The 19,221-nt window shown below is 31.9% G+C and carries 13 protein-coding genes and 1 riboswitch; of the genes, 8 read left to right on the top strand and 5 right to left on the bottom strand.

Translation table 11 applies throughout. From position 1 onward, the window contains the following. Positions 1–942: YdcF family protein (locus tag C3E88_RS12005; RefSeq protein ID WP_236910426.1), on the bottom strand; the 942-nt coding region annotated here is incomplete at its 3' end. 277 nt (positions 943–1,219) lie between these two features. Here C3E88_RS12005 and C3E88_RS12000 point away from each other — a divergent pair. The 4 genes from C3E88_RS12000 to C3E88_RS11985 all read left to right on the top strand — a co-directional run bounded on the left by C3E88_RS12000 (position 1,220) and on the right by C3E88_RS11985 (position 6,603). Then, complete coding sequence (locus tag C3E88_RS12000) at positions 1,220–3,277, top strand: YcdB/YcdC domain-containing protein (RefSeq protein ID WP_236910425.1); 2,058 nt, start codon at positions 1,220–1,222, stop codon at positions 3,275–3,277. Positions 3,278–3,826: 549 nt separating this feature from the next. Next, positions 3,827–4,765 carry a linear amide C-N hydrolase gene (locus tag C3E88_RS11995; RefSeq protein WP_236910424.1) on the top strand — a complete coding sequence of 313 codons (939 nt, stop codon included), beginning with the start codon at positions 3,827–3,829 and terminating at the stop codon, positions 4,763–4,765. 35 nt (positions 4,766–4,800) lie between these two features. Beyond that, positions 4,801–6,015 carry a glycosyltransferase family 4 protein gene (locus tag C3E88_RS11990; protein WP_236910423.1) on the top strand — a complete coding sequence of 405 codons (1,215 nt, stop codon included), beginning with the start codon at positions 4,801–4,803 and terminating at the stop codon, positions 6,013–6,015. A 291-nt stretch (positions 6,016–6,306) separates the two neighbouring features. Next, complete coding sequence (locus C3E88_RS11985) at positions 6,307–6,603, top strand: hypothetical protein (protein WP_236910422.1); 297 nt, start codon at positions 6,307–6,309, stop codon at positions 6,601–6,603. A gap of 97 nt (positions 6,604–6,700) precedes the next feature. Here C3E88_RS11985 and C3E88_RS11980 read toward each other — a convergent pair whose 3' ends face one another. Then, positions 6,701–8,086, bottom strand: coding sequence for an MATE family efflux transporter (locus tag C3E88_RS11980; RefSeq protein WP_236910421.1), 1,386 nt, complete (start codon positions 8,084–8,086; stop codon positions 6,701–6,703). A 447-nt stretch (positions 8,087–8,533) separates the two neighbouring features. Beyond that, a complete protein-coding gene (locus C3E88_RS11975) occupies positions 8,534–8,776 on the bottom strand; it encodes a SelT/SelW/SelH family protein (RefSeq protein ID WP_442870644.1) in 243 nt (80 codons plus the stop codon). A gap of 248 nt (positions 8,777–9,024) precedes the next feature. Between C3E88_RS11975 and C3E88_RS11970 the strand changes: the two genes are divergently transcribed. Together C3E88_RS11970 and C3E88_RS11965 are read left to right on the top strand one after the other, a co-directional pair. After that, positions 9,025–10,362, top strand: a complete 1,338-nt coding sequence (locus C3E88_RS11970; protein ID WP_236910419.1) for a S8 family serine peptidase — start codon at positions 9,025–9,027, stop codon at positions 10,360–10,362. Positions 10,363–10,591: 229 nt separating this feature from the next. Then, entirely contained in the window at positions 10,592–12,139 is a 1,548-nt protein-coding gene (locus tag C3E88_RS11965; protein ID WP_236910418.1) for a hypothetical protein, read from the top strand. Positions 12,140–12,271: 132 nt separating this feature from the next. On the opposite strand, the gene C3E88_RS11960 is transcribed toward C3E88_RS11965, so the two are convergent. Next, a complete protein-coding gene (locus C3E88_RS11960; RefSeq protein ID WP_236910417.1) occupies positions 12,272–13,192 on the bottom strand; it encodes a DUF2935 domain-containing protein in 921 nt (306 codons plus the stop codon). A 124-nt stretch (positions 13,193–13,316) separates the two neighbouring features. Then, positions 13,317–14,231: a DUF2935 domain-containing protein gene (locus C3E88_RS11955; protein ID WP_236910416.1), complete on the bottom strand. Its 915-nt coding sequence runs from the start codon at positions 14,229–14,231 to the stop codon at positions 13,317–13,319. Positions 14,232–14,463: 232 nt separating this feature from the next. Here C3E88_RS11955 and C3E88_RS11950 point away from each other — a divergent pair, with 232 nt between their 5' ends. Beyond that, positions 14,464–15,231 carry an S-methyl-5'-thioinosine phosphorylase gene (locus C3E88_RS11950; protein WP_236910415.1) on the top strand — a complete coding sequence of 256 codons (768 nt, stop codon included), beginning with the start codon at positions 14,464–14,466 and terminating at the stop codon, positions 15,229–15,231. 49 nt (positions 15,232–15,280) lie between these two features. Next, positions 15,281–15,382: riboswitch (purine riboswitch) on the top strand. A 146-nt stretch (positions 15,383–15,528) separates the two neighbouring features. Then, the gene (locus tag C3E88_RS11945; protein ID WP_236910414.1) at positions 15,529–19,215 is read left to right on the top strand and encodes a phosphoribosylformylglycinamidine synthase; all 3,687 of its coding nucleotides are present in this window, start codon (positions 15,529–15,531) and stop codon (positions 19,213–19,215) included. The last annotated feature ends 6 nt before the right edge of the window (positions 19,216–19,221 follow it).

The following is a 19,221-nucleotide window of genomic DNA, read 5'->3' as shown; positions in this document are numbered from 1 at the left end:
AATTGCAGAAACAAAAAAATAAAATTTAGTTTTAGAACCAATACCATTATAATTAAGTCCCAGTGATTTAGCTAATATTCCAGCTCTAAGTACATGATAGTTTGTAGTAAAAAACAATACTTCAGGATTATCTTTATTTGAATCTTTTTTTATTAATTCTGTTGAAAATAGAAGATTTTCTTTAGTATTAGTTGATTTATCTTCCATTAAAATATCTTCTTCAGGGACATTCATCTCTACAGCATAATTTTTCATAGCTAAAGCTTCAGAGATTACTTCATCAGGCCCCTGTCCTCCAGACATAATTATCTTAGGAGGTTTTACTCCTTTTTCTTTTTGACTATTATAAAATTCTATAGCTTTATCAATTCTACCAGCTAATAAAGGAGTTACTCTATCACCTGAAAGTCCAGCACCTAAAACTATTAAATAGTCCTTATTTCTTTTTTCATACCAAAGATTATATATAAGGGAAGAAGTTAAAAATACAATAAATCCTAATACAAAATATGAAAATACCGTTATGAAAAATCCCATAATACCTATTAAAATTTTAGATTCTATTTTATCCATAAAAATTGGCAATATAAAACTAGAGCTTATAATTCCTATTCCAAGTAATATACTTAAAACATGAGATAGGGAAAAACCTTCTCTTTTAATAACTGTTTTTCCCGTAGTAAATAAAATAATAATTCCTATTATATATAGAATGGGAAGTAAAATAATAATTGCTAATATCATAAATCCAACAATTATATTTAAGGCTTTAATGTCATGAGTATATCCGATTAAAATTAATAGTGTCAAAAGAGATCCTAAAGATATAAAGAAAGCTAAACCATTAAAAACTCTTCTCCTATCTTTAATATGTAAAACAAACCAAAATACGAAAAAAGCAAAAAAAATTATTTCAAGTAGAAAATATATCTTATTGTCCATCATTAACCTCCATTTAATAACTATTCCTAAGATAAATAAAAGTATATTGATTATATTACAAATTATATTATCAAAAGATTGAAAGACTTGCAATTGTAGATAATAATAGCGAATTTGTATGAGACCAATTTGTATAGGGAATAGTTGTATGATTATTGTGGTGTTCATTCTGAGTTAGTATCTAAGTATGGATATATGATTAATATATAATAAAGAACTGACCTTTATCTAGTAAACCAGGCAAATATATTATATACTGGACATGGGAGGGGATATTATGAAAAATGTAAAAATTAAATCATTACTATTTATGATGGTATTAACACTATTAGTTACATGCATACCGTCTAATGGATTTGCAGAAGATGGCTTAGACAAACGTATTGAAGAGGTTAAAGCCCTATTTGAAATAGGGGATGATTACGAGCGTTTCGATAAGTATCAGTATGATATTTATGATGGAAGAAAAATTACAAATTTATCCTGGAAATTTGATGGTAAGAATATTGGTGTAGGTATTGATGAAGAAGGAAATGTAACAGGTTATTGGAAAAATATATATGATACTGGTAAAACTCCAAGGATTGATAAATTCCCTAAGATAACTAGAGAACAAGGAGAAAAAATTGCTAAGAATTTTATAAAGAAAGTATATCCAGATATATTAGATAAGATTCAAGCTAGAGATGAAACTGATCTTTATGGTGTATATATTGGAGATGGTTTAGCAGAGTATAGATATAATTTTGTAAGAGTAGAAAATGACGTAGAATTCAATGAGAACAATCTATTTATTAGTGTAGACACTCAAACTGGGGAAGTAGTCCAATTTAATATAAGCTGGGAGGAAGGTTTAGAATTCCCAGATACAGAAGGTATCATATCAAAAGAAGAAGCAAAAAAAATATATAATGCTAATATAGATTTAGAATTATTATACAAAGTAAAGGAAACAGATAAAGATATGAAATCTTACCTAGGATACAATATTATAGATACAGATAAGACAGTAGACGCTAAAACAGGAGACATATTAAATACCTCATATAAACTTACATATTCCGTATACGGTTCTGCACCATATCAGGATGTTAAAAATATACCTTTTGAAGAAGAAAACGAATTAATAAAGTCTAAGAAAATAATAAGTCGAAAAGAAGCAGCTAAAAAAATATTGGATACATTTAAGCTAGGGGAAAACTATGAGGTAGAAGGACATAGGTTAAAAGGTAATAAAGAAAAAGATATCTATGTGTGGGAAGTAATGGTGACGAAACATGTTGAAAACCATGGAACTGGTACTAGTTCAAGGATTAATGCTAAGACCGGAGAGATTATAGACTTTTCAGATCCTGGTTCTTGGGTTGACAATTCAGAGGAATCAAAGCATAGTAAAGAAGATTTGCTTAAAAAGGCAAAAAAAATTATACAAAAAAATAGCCCTGAAAAGTATAAGGAAGTAGAATATATAGAAAATGAAAATGAGAATTTAATTCATGGTAAAGATAATGTATATAGTTTTCTATTTTTAAGAAAAGCAAATGGACTTAGAGTTGAAAACAATGGATTTATGGTAACTTTAAGTGGTGTTACAGGGGATGTATTGACATATAATTATAATTGGAGTGATTTGGAATTTGAATCCCCCAAAAATATAATTGGAAAGGATAAGGCTAAAGAAACTTTATTAAAAAATAAAGAATTAGAACTAGAATATCAAATGGAAATTGAAGAAAAAGAGAAGAAAAATGTGAAACTGGTATATGATTTCAGGGATAAATACTTAGCAGTAGATGCTAAAGAAGCAGAGGTAGTAGACAATAGGAAAAAACCAATAGAAAAAGCAATGAAAGAATATAAGGATATTGAAAATAGTTTTGCTAAAGATCAGATTGAAAAATTACAAGAATCCATTTTCTTATTTGCAGGAGAAGAATTTAAACCAAAACAAGAAATAACTCAGAAAGAATTTTTCAGGTTACTTGGTCAAACTAAGGGAATGCTTTTATATGAAGATCAAGCCTACTTATATGAAAGGTTTGTTAATGAAGGCATTGTAAAAAAAGAAGAAGAAAATATGGATGGCAAAGTAACTAGAGAGGAAGCCATAAAGTATATAGTTAGAGCCTTTGGACAGGAACCATTAGAAAATATGGGAGATATATATAAGATAGAGTATAATGATGAAGCTGAAATATCACCTAATTTAAAGGGACATATAGCAATTGCTAGGGGGCTAGGGATTATAAGTAAAGAAGGAAACTTAAGGCCAAAAGATAATCTAACTAGGGAAGAAGCGGCTGTTTTAATATACAATATTCTAAATAGGGATTAAATTAGATACCTTATAGATAGAACTATAAGTATGCCCCTATCAAGTAGATAGGAGAAAAATAAAAAGATGACATCAATCATATGATTGATGTCATCTTTTTATGAGGTGTAGTTCTAAAATTGTTCCATTGAAAAAACAATTGCTTATGCCATAATTAAATTACAGAATAAAGGAGGTTTTATAATGGATATTGAGCAAATTGGTGCTTATATTGCATTTCAACGCTAAAGACTTAGTAGATTTTCGTTTATACAAAAAAGCTAATGTGAATAAATAAGTTTGTGCCTGAGGGTAAAAAAAGAGTTAATTCCAAAAGATGCATTTAGAGAGTTATGGCTAATGTAATAGTGTATAGAGTTTGGGATTTAAACTTATATACTTAAGTTTTATGTATAAAAAGAGAATGGGGGTAAATTTCCCAGGAGGATTACCACTTCAAAATGTAACTAGATTTGCAGTGATGCTATATAGCGTTGCAAATAATGAAAGTTTATTATAAAATTTTATTATAGATATTAGAATGTATATTATGATGATTAGAGGGATAGTATGTGTACAGGTATAAAAATAAATTATGAAGATGGTTGTGTGATGGGAAGGACAATGGATTATGAAGTTCCTTTAAATTACAATGTAATTTATCTACCAAAAAATTATAATTTTTGTAATGATTTAATGGGTAAACCATTGTATTCAAAATATAAGACATTAGGGATATGTTTTGAAAATCGAGATCCATTGAAAGACGGTGTAAATGAATATGGATTAATGGGAATTACCAATGCTTTTTCCGGGTTCAATCTTTATGCTAATCAAGTAAAACCAGAAAAGATTAATATTTCTAGTTTGCATTACTTCACCTATGCACTTACAAACTATAAATCGGTGGAGGAATTAATCGAAGACTTACCAAACATTCACATATCTACTAAAGATCATAAGGGAAGAAATGTAATATCACCAGATTTTCATTTTATGTTTGCTGATTCTACTAAAAGATGCGTTGTTATCGAACCTAGAAAAGGGGAATTGATATGTTATGAAAATCCATATGATGTAATGACCAATTCACCGGGCTTCAAATCCCATGTTAGAAGGTTGAATCAACTTTTAGACTTAGATAATCTTGAACATTTTAACTCTGTTAAAGATTTGCCAGGAGGCTATGACCCTATTTCTAGGTTTATTAAAGCTTTTTATCTAACTAGAATGAATATTAAACCCAATAGTTCTAAAGAAGCTCTTTCACATTCTTATAATATAATGGCTGCAATGACTATGCCAAATGGATTTGTTAGGAACAAAAAGTATAACCATACTACTTATACTAGATATATTTGTTCTTATGATTCAAAATATAAACTACTAACTGTAAAATCAAACACTAATCCAACGGTTTATCAATTAGGATTTGAAGACATAGAAGATGAGGATAATAGACAAGCATTTTTTTTAGATACAGATTTTATCGTAGAAAAGTTAAAATAGGAAACAAAATATACCGAATTAGAAGAGGGGGAAATATGAAAATATTACATGTTTTAGCACAATTACCATCAAAGACAGGTTCAGGAGTGTATTACTCTAATATGATAGAAGGTTTTAAAAAATATAATCATGAACAAAAAGCTATTTTTGGATGTCAAGATGGATATAACTGGAATACTTTAGATAAAGAAGATCAATATCCTGTAATTTTTAAAAGTAAGGAATTACCCTTTCCTATAGTTGGAATGAGCAATGTTATGCCTTATGAAAGTACTTTATATTCATCTATGACTGAAGAAATGCTAGGAATCTATAGAGAGGCTTTTAGGAGAAAACTAGAAAAAGTAAAGGAAGATTTTAATCCTGATGTTATATTTGCACATCATCTATGGATCTTGACTTCTTTAGCTAGAGAAGTCTTTCCAGATACAAAGATCATTGGCATATGTCATAATACAGATCTAAGACAAGCTAAAATGAATCCACATCTTAAGGATAAATATGTAGATAGGATACATGAGCTAGATTATGTATTTTCAGCTTCTGAACATCAAAAAGATGAAATAGTAAAGGTATATGGTATAGATAGAAACAGGATAATAGCAGTAGGGGGAGGTTTTGATCAAGATATTTTTTATCCTCCAGAAGAAAAGAAATATACCGGTAAAATTCGGCTTGTGTTTTGTGGGAAAATAGACCCGTCCAAAGGAATTTATGAACTTATAGAGGTGTATAAGTCTTTAGAGATGGAGGATGTAACTTTAGATATAATAGGAAGTCCCGATGAAGAAAATAAAAAGAAATTAGTGAATTATATTAAAGATGATAGTAGTATAAGACTATATAATGTGGAAAATCAAGTAGATTTAGGAGATGAATTAAGGGAAAAAGATATATTTATTATGCCTTCCTACTATGAAGGTTTGGGACTTATGGCTATAGAAAGTCTAGCTTGTGGATTATATGTAGTAACTACAGAAATAGAAGCTTTAATGACACTTTTAGGGGAAGAAATAAAAGAGTCTGGCATAATTAAATATGTTCCATTACCTAGAATATATGATATAGATAAACCAGTTAAAGAAGATTTGCCTGAATTTAAGGAAAATCTAAAAAAAGCCATATTATGCCAAATGAAGAAAGTAAGAGAGAAGAGAGATTGTCATAATAAAATGAAAGATAAAATAAGAGCTTTTTCATGGGAAGGATTAGTTGATAATATGAATAATATTGTCAACTTTATAGAGTAAACGTAGTATTAAAAAATTTTTAAAACTTTAAAAAACAAAGAAATACTAATAAATCAAATGATATAAATACTAAAATTCCGCAACTTATGGCGGAGATAGTAAACAAAAACCTTATAATGGCTAGAGATGACTATTATAAGGTTTTATTTATCAAAGTTTTGAATTAAGACAGTCATAAAATGGAATACACTAAAATGAAAAAGGAAATATTTTCCCATACTACAACCTTATATTTGTACAAGTTTTGACGCACTATCAGTATATAATGTATATTAAAGAAAGGGTGGTTATTTGATATATGAAAATCCTTATTGTAGAAAAGTAAAGGGTAGTTATATATTATTGGTTTCTTGTGGCTACTGTAAAACTGATATTGCTAAATATCAAAAAGTAGGTAAAGGAAATTTATTAAGAATGCATATTGATAGAATTATTAAAGGCTCTATTGATTTTTCTAAGGATCATGGGGCTTTAATCTGTCCTAATTGTGGTGAGTTATTAGCAACAAGGATGACTTTAAAGAGGGAGAATAAGGATGTCTATAAAATGATTCGTAGTACTTTTAATACTAGGAAGGTTGATAGTTGAAAATGGATACATATTTTTGATTGTAGCTCGTTGTACTTATTTGGAAGAACACAGGGATTATTTCCTGCTATATAATAGGAAAACCCTGTGTTGATCACTAATCATCTACAATTATTTCTGCATTTAGCCAGTCCTTTTTTATATATCTATAAAATACAATTATAAACCTTACAGATAGATCAAGTAGCATTCCTAGCCAAGCGCCTCTCAATCCCCATTTAAACACATTTATAAATATATAGGCTGAAATCAGTCTAACAAACCACATACCGCCTAGTGCAGCATACAGTGGAACTTTTGTGTCTCCTGCACCTCTTAAGACACCAGTTAGAACTATTGTAGCATTAAATAATGGTTGAACAAAGGCAATTATTCTAAGAGCACCAACTCCTTCTTCTATTACCGCTATATCCTTAGAAAATAAAGACATTAATTGTCTTGGAAAAATATATAGCATAAGACCGCTGAACAATCCAGCAAAGAGCGATAGTATAAAACAAATTTTACCAAAGCTTTCTGCATCTTCTTTTTTCCCTGCACCTAAAGATTGGCCAATTAGTGTAGTTGCTGCTACGGAGAATCCCGATGCTGGCATATAAGACAGGGATTCAGCTGTTGTCGCTAAATGGTGAGCAGCAACTTGGATTGTACCAAGACTTGCTACCATTTTTTGATATAGTACTTGTCCCATATCAGTAATTAAATCTTGGCCGGTAGCAGGTGCTCCAGTTTTAAATATATGTTTTAAGAGCATTTTCTCGAATTTAAATAAATCCTCTAGGTACAACTTAATTGTTTGAGAGCCATTAAATAATAGATATAACATTACTATTCCCCCTAATGCATTGGATAGGGAGGTGGATATGGCAGCACCGGTGACTCCAAGTCCAGCACCCCAGACTGTAAATTCAATACCTATTATAGGAATGGTAACGACCCTTGTATTATAAATAAGAAAAAAGTTTCCGATTATATTAAAGATATTTATAAAAAAGGCAACTATCATTGGTACTTTAGTGTTTCCAAGTCCTCTCAATATACTGGATGCAGTTCTACCTAAGAACATGGGAATAATTGCAATAGTCCAGATTTTTAAGTAAGAAACAGCGTCTTGAAGGATTTCAGTTTCAGCACCAAGCCATTTAGGTATGTAAGGCGCTAGAGTGAATATCAATATAAATATAATAGTAAAGAGTATAAATCCACCTGAGAGTCCATTGATAGCTGCTCTTCTTGCACGCTTGTGATTGTCAGCACCAATACTTTGGGCAACTTGTACAGTTGTACCTACAGCAAACAAGGTAGAAAAAGCCATGAGAAACCAAGTTACTGTAGAGTTAATACCCACTGCTGCAGTGGCTACTGTGCCTAATGTGGCCACCATCATAGTGTCTACAAAACCAACTATAACATTGGCAATATGTTCAATAATACTGGGAATTGCAATTCTAAAAGTATCCTTTAAATAGTCTTTAGTTTGCATAACTGTAATAACACCTCATTCTAATTTAAATTTTAATTAATGTATTTAATGGTTTCTATATAGTTTTTTGTTTTTATAAGCTAATATTTCGCCTACTTAAAGAAAGAGAAAAATTTGAGTGAGTCCTATTCATACTTAGTAGACCCACATCTAGCTAATCCAAACACTATTATATTGTAACCTTAAAACTAATATTTTTCCATAACAATAGAGGAGAATGGTAGATTTATTGTCTGAAAATGGAGGGAGATGAACATTGGTAGTTTCATAGCATAAAATGATTGTAGGACAAAAAAATAGAGAATAATCCTCCATTTGATACAATGTAATTGCCCAAATTACAAAAAAGAAGGAAATTCTCTATGAATAATATTATACTATTGTTTAAAAATTAATAGTCCTATTTAGTATAGCTTATCCTATCCATATAAGATTTGCTGTATAATTTTAAGATAATTTATTCCTGATAATCTCTTCTACTTCACCTTTTTCTGGATATCGATCTAAATCTTTTTTAGAGAAGATTAGTTCATCATTTAGACTTACTTCAAAAACACCACCAGAGGATGGAAATAGTGTAACCTCAGAAATATTATTCTTATGCTCGTTCAATATAGATCTAGTTAGAGCAACTGCTCTTCCAAGATAGCCTCAAGCTGTACAATACTCAATTGTTATTATATTTTTCATAAAATCAAACCTCCATTATTGTAGTAATTTATTTATACCCATATTACTACAAATTTATATATAAACTTATTTTTAATGTAATATGGAGACTAAAATTAGGATTGGGTTACTGAATTAATATACCAAATTATTCAAAATTATGGGATGATTTTAATACAATTGGCTAAACATTCTGATATAATAGGATTAAAATAATAGGTGATATTCTAAGGCGATAGATAAAATTCACCAAATAGGGGGATAAAATAATGAAAAAGTTGGTAATAGTCTTGTCTTTAATGCTTCTACTTACGGCCTGTGGTTCTACTACTGACAATGATGGTAAAGAAAGTGAATTGCCTGCAACAGATATAATTGAAAGTGCAGATACTGAAAAGGATACAGAAGTTAGTGCAGATAATACATATGAGAAGATAGCAAATGAGTATACCACCTCCGAAGGCTACAGGGTAATAGAATATGAAGATGGATATACTACAATTCTTTCTCCTGAAGGAACTATAGCCATCGTAAAAACTCCAAAATCTGATGATTATACAGAGTACTTTGACTATAAATTGAATGAATTACCAAAGGATGATGGGACTGAATCTTCCCATGATTTACGAAGCAAAGATATATCTAATATTGACCTTTCTAACGAATTAGATTATTTATTAACTGCAGATTTTGATGATGATACAAAGTGGCCAGGCAATATACCTAAAGAGTATGATATTGAAAAAATAAAAGAATACGGAATGGATCCAGGTTTAGGAATAAGAAAGCTTCATGAAAAAGGTATTACTGGAAAGGGAGTAGGTATTGCCATAATAGATCAATCTCTTCTAGTAAACCATTTGGAATATAAGGATCGGATTAAATTATATGAGGAAATTCATATTAATTCAGATTTTGCTCAAATGCATGGGCCGGCAGTTGCATCTATTGCAGTTGGTAAAAATGTAGGAGTTGCTCCCGAAGCAGACTTATATTATATTGCTGAAACCCATGGAGTATTTAAGAAAGATGGATTTGATTGGGATTTGTACTGGCTTGCAAAATCTATTGATAGGATAATAGAAATTAATAAAACATTACCTATAGATAAAAAAATACGTGTAATTTCAATTTCCTTAGGAATAGATAATCCAGAATTAAAGAATGTAGATTTGGTCCAAGAGGCTATAAACAGGGCTTCTAATGAAGGAATATATACCATTCATGTAGGAGCCAGTATAATGGGAGTTGGACGGGATCCCTTAGGAGATCCAAATGATTTAAATTCCTATACAAAAGGGTATTTTTGGAGGGATGCTGAATATAGGATGGTTAAAGATGATATATTGGTACCTATGGATTCTAGATGTATAGCCAGCCCTACGGGGGAGGATAAATATGTATTTTATTATTCAGGAGGTATGAGCTGGGCAGTGCCATATACTGCTGGAATTTATGCTTTATGCTGTCAAGAAAATCCGAATATTACACCAGAAGAATTTAATGCTGCTTTAAACAAAACAACTACCGAGGTTCGTTTAGGTGATAGTAATGATGAATATAAAATATTGAACCCTGAAGCTTTAATCAATGAAATTAAAAAGTAAAGACCTTATATACTAACTTTTTTGTAATAAAATGTGATAAGCCTATATTTATATTAGGGTATGAAAAATATTAAATATTAAAAACATTCCTTAGCTTAAAAATTATGGGATGTTTTTAATGTAATTAACTAAAATGGAAGGGCAATTTTTATGTAGATATTTAACTAGATAAGTAAGTTAGGGTTTGGGCAGGTATTTATCAATAAAAAGTCTTTAGGAGGGGATAAAATTGGCATATGTGGATGAACAAATTGTTCTTAAATTTTATCTAGAACAGATGGAAAAGGATAATATAAAATTTTTGGAGGACAAAGACAACTATAAAGATAATATTTCAAAAGAAATTAATTTGCTATTAGAAGAAAAGGATATGCACAATAGAATTAAAATTGCTAAGAATTTATGGAAACTTCTTTTTGAAGCAGCTATGAGTTATATAGATCCTGATAAAAGAGGGTACGATGATATTTTTGCATACTTTGACGAATATGTAAATTTTGAAGAATTAATATTTGCATCAGATTCATTTTATAGGGATCATACTTTGCACTGCCTTTGGGTATATTTTCTTGGAGAATATATTAAAAAAAGTGGTGATTTTAAGGATGTTTTAATCGATGAATTCGAGCAAATACAAAAGTTACTTGAAAATTATGATATCCCTTTGCGGAAATCTAAACATAACATACTTTTTAAAGATCTTCTTTACATATCAGATAATATAAACAATTTAGTAACTAATGAAGATGCAATATGGTGTATTGCTGCATTAACCCATGATCTTGGATATCCTATAAAGAAAATAAGCAAAATAAATAAATCTATTCAAAAGATATTGCCCTACTTCCATGTAAAAAATTATGATGAATTTAATTTTAACTATACAAATGTTCAACAAAGTTTTATTGATGATTTCATTGATTTTATGTGTTGTGGTTTTGAATTAAGCTTTGAAATCGATACTGAAGAAGATAGCGAGATGGGAAAGATAATTGAAAAGGCTATTATTGAGAAGGATGGTAAAATATTAGTTGATGATGATGAACTTGATAAATTAAGTGAAACTGAATATAAAAAACTGCAGCAATATATGAGGGAAAGATCAAATATTAAGATGATAATGGATATAACAAAACGTCTGAGTTTTTCCAATGACTTTGAACATTATGAGCACGGTATTATGAGTGCTTTTCTATTGATGAAAACCATCTATTCTTTTAATACATTTAAATTTAGTTATAGTGACTATAATAATATTCTACAGGATGAGGTTGATGTTGCCAAGTTCATATCTTTTCATGAAATACTTAATGCTGTAACCAATCATACATGTTCTAGATTTCAAATGAAAGGCATAAGTGGTACAAGCGAATTTTTAATTTTCATCGATGAGCTTGAAGAGTTTTCAAGAATATCAAGAGCCGATCAAAATAGACAGTATGTAGAAGAGTTTTGCAAAACAGCCCTGTCATTTGATAATGGCTGGTTCCAGATTGATTTTATATTTGATAATGAGAATATTGAGAGCCTTGATCCTGAATTTGCGTTTAAAGGGAGATGTGAAAAATTCCTGACACTTTTCCACATCCATAATTTAGATGATAACTTAAAAATTAGATTAAGATGCATTGACAAACTATTTGGAAATAATAATATTTATTGCCTTGAAATTGCAAGAAAATACGCTAATATAATCATAAATGATGAAGAACAAAATATTCCAGATTATTTAAGATCAAGGACATTTTACACCAAAGAAGAATATGCAATGCTATAGGGCATTGCATATTCTTATATGTTTCTGGAATGGACTGTGGAAGTTGGAATCCAAGGGATTACAAGAATATGGTTGATTTCAAAATTTAAACCTAGGCAAACAAGTTAGCAAATTAGTGTCAGGGATGGATATTTACTGGGGACGGATATTCAAATAGCTGTTCAATATCCGGAGATATCTATTGGCCTCTCTTAATATATGATCCCCTAGTAAAGGATAAGCCATAGCTTTTATTTCACAATCTATCAAGCCTTCTGTCCCAGTTGCTTTAAAATCTCGAATTTCAGTAGTCAACTCTATTGCTTCTCTTGTTATTTCAGGAATATCTTTTTCCGTTGCTTTTTCGGTCATATCTATGAGCTCACTAAACCTTTGGCCAAAATCATTGGCCGTATTAAATAACTCTATTTCTGTTGGATCCAATAGACCTCTTATAAAAAAGGCATGTTCTTTCATGATAGTGTCCCAAAACACTTCTTGTTCTAATATATCATTAGTAGGTTTTACTCGACTTTGAATGTCCTCCAATGACTTTAAATAGAATTTGGCTTCCCTTAATATATGATCTATAAGAAGCTGATATAGATTCGCAAACACATTGCATTTTAGTAGTTTAGCTAAGACTTTTTCTTTAAATTTTATAACTTCTATAACTAAATTAATAGCTCTTTGATTAATATTATTAATTTGTTTTTCTAACCCAGGTGGAAAATCAAAAGATGGATTTGACTCTAGTTCAAGCTCTGCTAATGTTATTTCCTTATCTATACATATACCCGTATTATTTTCCGTGATCCTTTCAGAGTTAAGGGTAAATGATGTTACCAGTTCTTTTGAATCTATTACTTCCTGACTAATAGCGCCTTTAGATAGGGCAACGGTTTCTAGCAAAATTTCCTCAAAAGATCTTTTGAGTTGGTCACCTTCTAGAATAAAGGAGCTATTTTTTATTAGCAGACCTGCCTCCATGAAAATCATATGTTCCTTCATTATTCTCCCAAAGAATAGGTTCAATTCCAAGGATGTTCTAATATACTCTTTTCTTGATAACATAAAACTCTCCTTTCCAATTGATAAAAAACTGAAAGCTGTACTTTTCTATACAAATAAGTTAGTAAGTTAGTGCCGGGGGTGAATATTTGCCGGGGGTGAATATTTGGGGGGAATATTTGATATCTTATTTAACTTTTTTGAAGGATTTTAGTAGCCTAATATAGTGATTGGCTTCTCTCAATACATGGTCTCCTAGTAGCGGAATTATTATAGATCTGATCTTGCAGTCTACCAGACCTTCTGTTCCAGCAGTTTTAAAATCCTTTATTTCCTTAGCTGCTTTTAAGTTTTCTTCTGTAATCACTGGTATGTCTTCTTTAGTTGCTTCTTTGGTCTTTTGTTCAAGTTCTTCAAAGAGTATAGCGAATTTATTGGTTATATCAAGTAACTCTTTTTCCGTGGGATCTAAAAATCCCCTTATAAACTCGGCATGTTCCCCCATTATATCGTCCCAGAAGGCTTCTTGCTCCAATATGGTGTTTCTTGGTTTCATCTTTTCTTGTAGATCTATTAAATATTTTAGATACAGTTTTGCCTCTTCTATAAGATGCTCTAATAACAATGGGTATAGGGCTATATGTATACTACAGTTTAGCACACCCTCCAAAACATATTCTTTAAATTTGATAACATCCATCATTAAATTGATAATCCTGTTGTTCAATTCAAAAACGTATCTTTCTAGACTTGCTGGATATTTACAGTTTGGATTGGATTTTAGTTCAAGTTCAGCTAGTGTAATATCCTTGTTTATGCATATACCGGTAAGTTTTTCCGTTATTTTTTCTGCATCCAAGGTGTAATTGGTTACAAGCTCATTAGAATCTACTACCTCTTTACTGATGACTTCATCTGATAAAGCTATTGCTTCCCACAGTATCTCCTCAAAGGATCTTTTAAGCTGGTCTGCTTCTAAAATGAGATTACTATTTCTTACTGATAAACTAGCCTCCATGAATATCATATGTTCTTTCATGATTCTTCCAAAGAACAGATTTAGCTCTAGCGACTTCTGAACATATTCCTTTTCTGTTAACATAGAAACTCCCCCTTTTTAAATACTATTTAACTAATAAATACTATTAGACATAATGGTTTTTTATTACCCTTATTATGGGAGAGTTAGAATATAGTTGATAGAAGATTTACCAAATGATAATATGGAGTTGTGATAAAGGATAATCGGTTGTTCTTTCAGAAGATGAAATGACCTTGATGTTAGAAATGTCTAAGACCTATGGACAGGTTAAAAAGCAAAGGGAGGGATTAATATGGATAAAGCAATAATCGGAGGTACAGGAGTATATGATGCTGGGGGAGAAGGCTATAATAAAGTGGTAAAAACCAAATATGGGGAAGTTGAATTAGATGTATTGAATATGGACGGGGAAGAGGTCATATTTTTAGCTAGACATGGTAAAGGCCATTCGGTGCCACCCCATCTAATAAACTATAGGGCTAATATGATGGCGCTAAAGGAGATGGGAGTAAAGTATATATATTCTACAGCAGCTGTAGGTTCATGTAATGAAAACTATGAACCAGGGGATGTAGTAGTTATTAAGGATTTTTTGGATTTTACCAAGTCTAGGCCTGTAACTTTTTTCGAAGGAGGAGATGAACCAGTAAAGCATGTAGATATGAGTGAGCCTTACTGTAAAAACCTCAGAGAAAGATTCTATGCAATTGCAAAAGACCAGGGATTGAAAATAAAAGGCGATGCAGTTTATGTGTGTACTGAAGGCCCAAGATTTGAAACTGCTCAGGAAATAGTGATGTTTAAAACTATGGGTGGCGATGTAGTAGGTATGACTAGCGTACCAGAAGTAGTATTGGCGAAGGAACTAGGCATGTGCTATGCAACCATTGGAATAATTTCCAATTGGTGTACTGGAATGAGCGGTGAGATAACATTGCACGATATCCAAGGGGTAATGGAAGATAACAAGGAGAAGATAACTAATATATTTATTGAAATCTTTAAAGAAGGATTAGATCAATCCCACTGTAACTGCAATAATGCTATTATAGAGTTGTGATGTTAAAAATAATTCTTGACAATTATCAAACCCACTGGTACTATTAAGTTAGAAAATTGAATAATTAGCTCATATAATTCTCATAATATGGTTGAGAAGTTTCTACAAAATGACCGTAAATCATTTGGCTATGAGCGAAAGTGTACCTAGGGTTCCGGGGATGTGTTTTCTCGTCTGGTCCAAGCGGTACAGATGTTGTAATGCACAATATTACACCGAAGGGATAAAAGCCCAGTCGGGTAGGTTTCGCTTAACCTACCTGACTGGGCTATATTTATTTTTAAGGAGGGATCCGCTTTGGACCATAAAAGAGTATTTGTAGAAAAAAGGGAAGATTTCAATATAGATGCAAAATCGCTATATAAGGATGCTAAGGAGTATTTAGGAATTGAAAATTTAAGGAGGGTAAGGGTAGTCAACATATACGATCTTATTCAGATATCTAAAGAGGATTATGACGCAATAGTAAAAAACATCCTCATAGATGGGAATTTGGACTATGCATATGAAGAACTTTTTCCACTAGATGAAAAGGAGAAACACTTTAGAGTAGAATTTCTTCCTAGTCAATACAATCAAAGGGAAGATGCTTTAACTCAAGCCATAAAAATACTATTAGGTAAGGATATAAAGGTTAAACATTCTATGCTAATAATATTTGAAGGTATTGATGAAGAACAGTTAAACAAGATCAAGGATTACTATATCAATCCTGTTGAGATGAGGGAGATAAGCTTAGATTATATTAGCTATAGGGAAGAAAAAGATATTGTCGATGAAGTAGAAATGATAGATGGGTTTATTAATATGACAGAAGAAGATATAGCTCAAGCCAAATCAAGATATGAACTGGGAATGGATATGGAAGATATGTTATTCTGTCAAAGATATTTTAAAGAGGAAGAAGGGCGAAACCCAACCATTACAGAATTAAAGCTAATAGATACCTATTGGTCTGACCATTGTAGACATACTACTTTTATGACGGAAATAGTGGATATACAATTTGATGAAAATAAATATAGATCACTAATAGAAGGAGCCTTCAAAGAATATTTAAGATCGAGAGAATATGTATATGAAAAGGGTAAAAAGCCCATATGTTTGATGGATTTGGCTACTATAAATATGAAGGAAATAAAGAAGAAGGGCTTATTAGATGATTTAGAGGAGTCAGAAGAGATAAATGCAGCTAGTATAGAGATAGATGTGGATGTTGATGGGAAAGTAGAAAAGTGGCTTTTAATGTTTAAAAACGAAACCCACAATCATCCAACGGAAATAGAGCCTTTTGGTGGTGCTTCTACTTGTCTTGGAGGAGGAATTAGAGATCCCCTTTCCGGTCGATCCTATGTTTATCAAGCTATGCGGATTACTGGTGCAGCAGATCCAAGGGAAAGCTTTGAAGACACTTTAAAAGGGAAATTGCCTCAAAGGAAGATCACCCAGAAAGCTATGGAAGGCTATAGTTCCTATGGAAATCAAATAGGAATACCTGCTGGATTTGTTAGGGAAATTTATCATGAAGGATATGTAGCCAAAAGGATGGAAGTAGGAGCATTGGTGGCTGCAGCACCAAAGGAAAATGTAGTAAGAAAAACTCCCGAACCAGGGGATCTAGTCTTATTAGTAGGAGGGAGGACTGGCAAGGATGGATTAGGTGGAGCAGTAGGCTCTTCTAAAGGCCATACAGAAGAATCCTTAGAAACTGGTGGTGCAGAGGTACAAAAGGGAAATCCTCCCCTAGAGAGGAAAATCCTTCGATTGTTTAGGGATGAAAAGGTTAGCAGGATGATCAAAAAATGTAATGACTTTGGTGCTGGAGGAGTTTCCGTAGCTATAGGAGAGTTGGCTGATGGGCTTTTTATAGATTTGGATAAGGTACCCGTAAAATATCCAGGACTAGATGGTACGGAAATAGCCTTATCCGAATCTCAAGAGAGAATGGCAGTTGTAATAGATAGAGAAGATTTAGATGAGTTCCTAAAGTTTGCCAAGGCAGAAGATTTAGAGACCACAGTTGTAGCACGAGTAATTGATGAAAATAGGCTGGTTATGGAATGGAAAGATGAGACTATAGTAGATATTTCCAGAGCCTTTTTAGATACTAATGGTATAAGAAAAAAGGCTCAGGTATTGGTAGGCGGTTTTGATGATGAAAATTATCTAAAGGCTAACCCAGTGCACTTAGATGGTAGGGACATAAAGGAAAACTGGATAAAAAACATGCTCCATTTAAATAATGCTAGTCAAAAAGGGTTAGTAGAAAAATTTGATCACTCTGTGGGTAGGGGAACGGTTTTGATGCCTTTGGGAGGAAAGTATAAGCTTACTCCTGCAGAAGGAATGGTTGCAAAAATACCTGTATTACATGGAAAGACCAATACTTGTTCCTTGATGAGCTATGGTTATGAGCCGAATTTGTCAAAGTGGAGTCCTTTCCATGGAGGGTTGTATGCAGTAATAGAGTCTTTAGCTAGGATAACGGCTATGGGAGGAGACTATAGAAAGATTAGGCTATCCTTTCAAGAGTATTTTGAAAGACTAGATGAAGATAGAAAAAAATGGGGCAAACCCTTTGCAGCCCTATTAGGTGCATTTCTAGTAGAGAAACATTTGGATTTGCCAAGTATTGGTGGAAAGGATAGTATGTCAGGAACCTTTGAAGACATAGATGTGCCTCCTACCCTAATAAGCTTTGCAGTAAGCTATGACAATATGGAAAACATCATTTCTCCAGAGTTCAAGGGAGTAGGAAATAATATTGTATTGATTCCATTAAATATAGATGAAAAGGGTATGGTGGATTTTGAACAGCTAAAGACAAATTATACTAGGATTAAAGAATTAATAGATGAAGGAAAGATAATATCTGCTTCTTCAGTAAAGTTTGGCGGTATTGGAAGAAGCATATCGGAGATGAGCTTTGGAAATAAAATTGGATTTAAGTTTGATTCAAATATAGATGAAAAACAATTATTTTTACCTATGTATGGTTCTATTATCGTTGAAATAGAGGAAAGTCCAGAGGAGCTATCAGAAGATATTGGCTATAAGCTATTAGGCAGGACCATAGAAGAAAGACATATTGAGGTATTAAATGAAAAAATAGATATAGACTATCTCATAGAACAATGGACTAAGCCATTAGTAGATGTATTCCCAATAGCAGACGGTGAATATAATCCAAGGGAAATCCATTATACTAATAGTCTAAAAAAATCCACTAATATTAAAATAGCTAAGCCTAAGGTATTCATACCTATATTCACAGGAACTCATGGTGAATACGATATGGAAAAGTCCTTTGAAAAAGCAGGAGGTAAGGTAGATTCCTTTGTTTTTAGAACCATTACAAAAGAAGAGATAGATTCATCCTATAAAGAAATGGCAAATAGGATTCGTCAGTGTCAAGTATTAGCTATACCTGATGGTGCAGTTTTAGGTAACGAACCTGATGGCGGAGGAAAATTAATAGCCAATATATTGAAAAGTCCCTATATTAAAGAAGCGGTAATGGATTTATTAGACAACAGGGATGGTTTGGTATTGGGAATAGGAAGCGGATTTAAGGCGTTGGTAAAGTCTGGACTATTAGCTAATGGATTAAATATTACCTACAATAAATCGGGTTATCATGTATCTACTATGGTAAAGGTAAAAGTAGTATCCAATTTGTCCCCTTGGTTTAGTAATGTGGAGGTAGGACAGAAGATAATCCTTCCCCTATCTACTAAGGAAGGTAGAGTAGTTGGCGATGAAAAACTAATAGATGAATTAATAGAAAAAGGACAAATTGCCACCCAATATGTAGACTACAATCCGACAGGCTCAACTGAAGGTATAGAGTCTATCACTAGCCCTGATGGAAGGGTACTAGGGAAAATGGCTAGTTCCGATAGGCTAGAGGATGGATTGTATAAAAACATAGGAAGGGTTAAAGAGGATAATATATTTAAGGCAGGAATTGATTATTTTGGTTAAAGCTGA

This window comes from Clostridium sp. Cult3, assembly GCF_021655115.1.
In the GTDB taxonomy this organism is placed as follows: domain Bacteria; phylum Bacillota; class Clostridia; order Tissierellales; family Tepidimicrobiaceae; genus PPXY01.
Note: the sequence above shows the minus strand (reverse complement) of the source record. Positions and strands in the feature narration are given on the sequence as shown.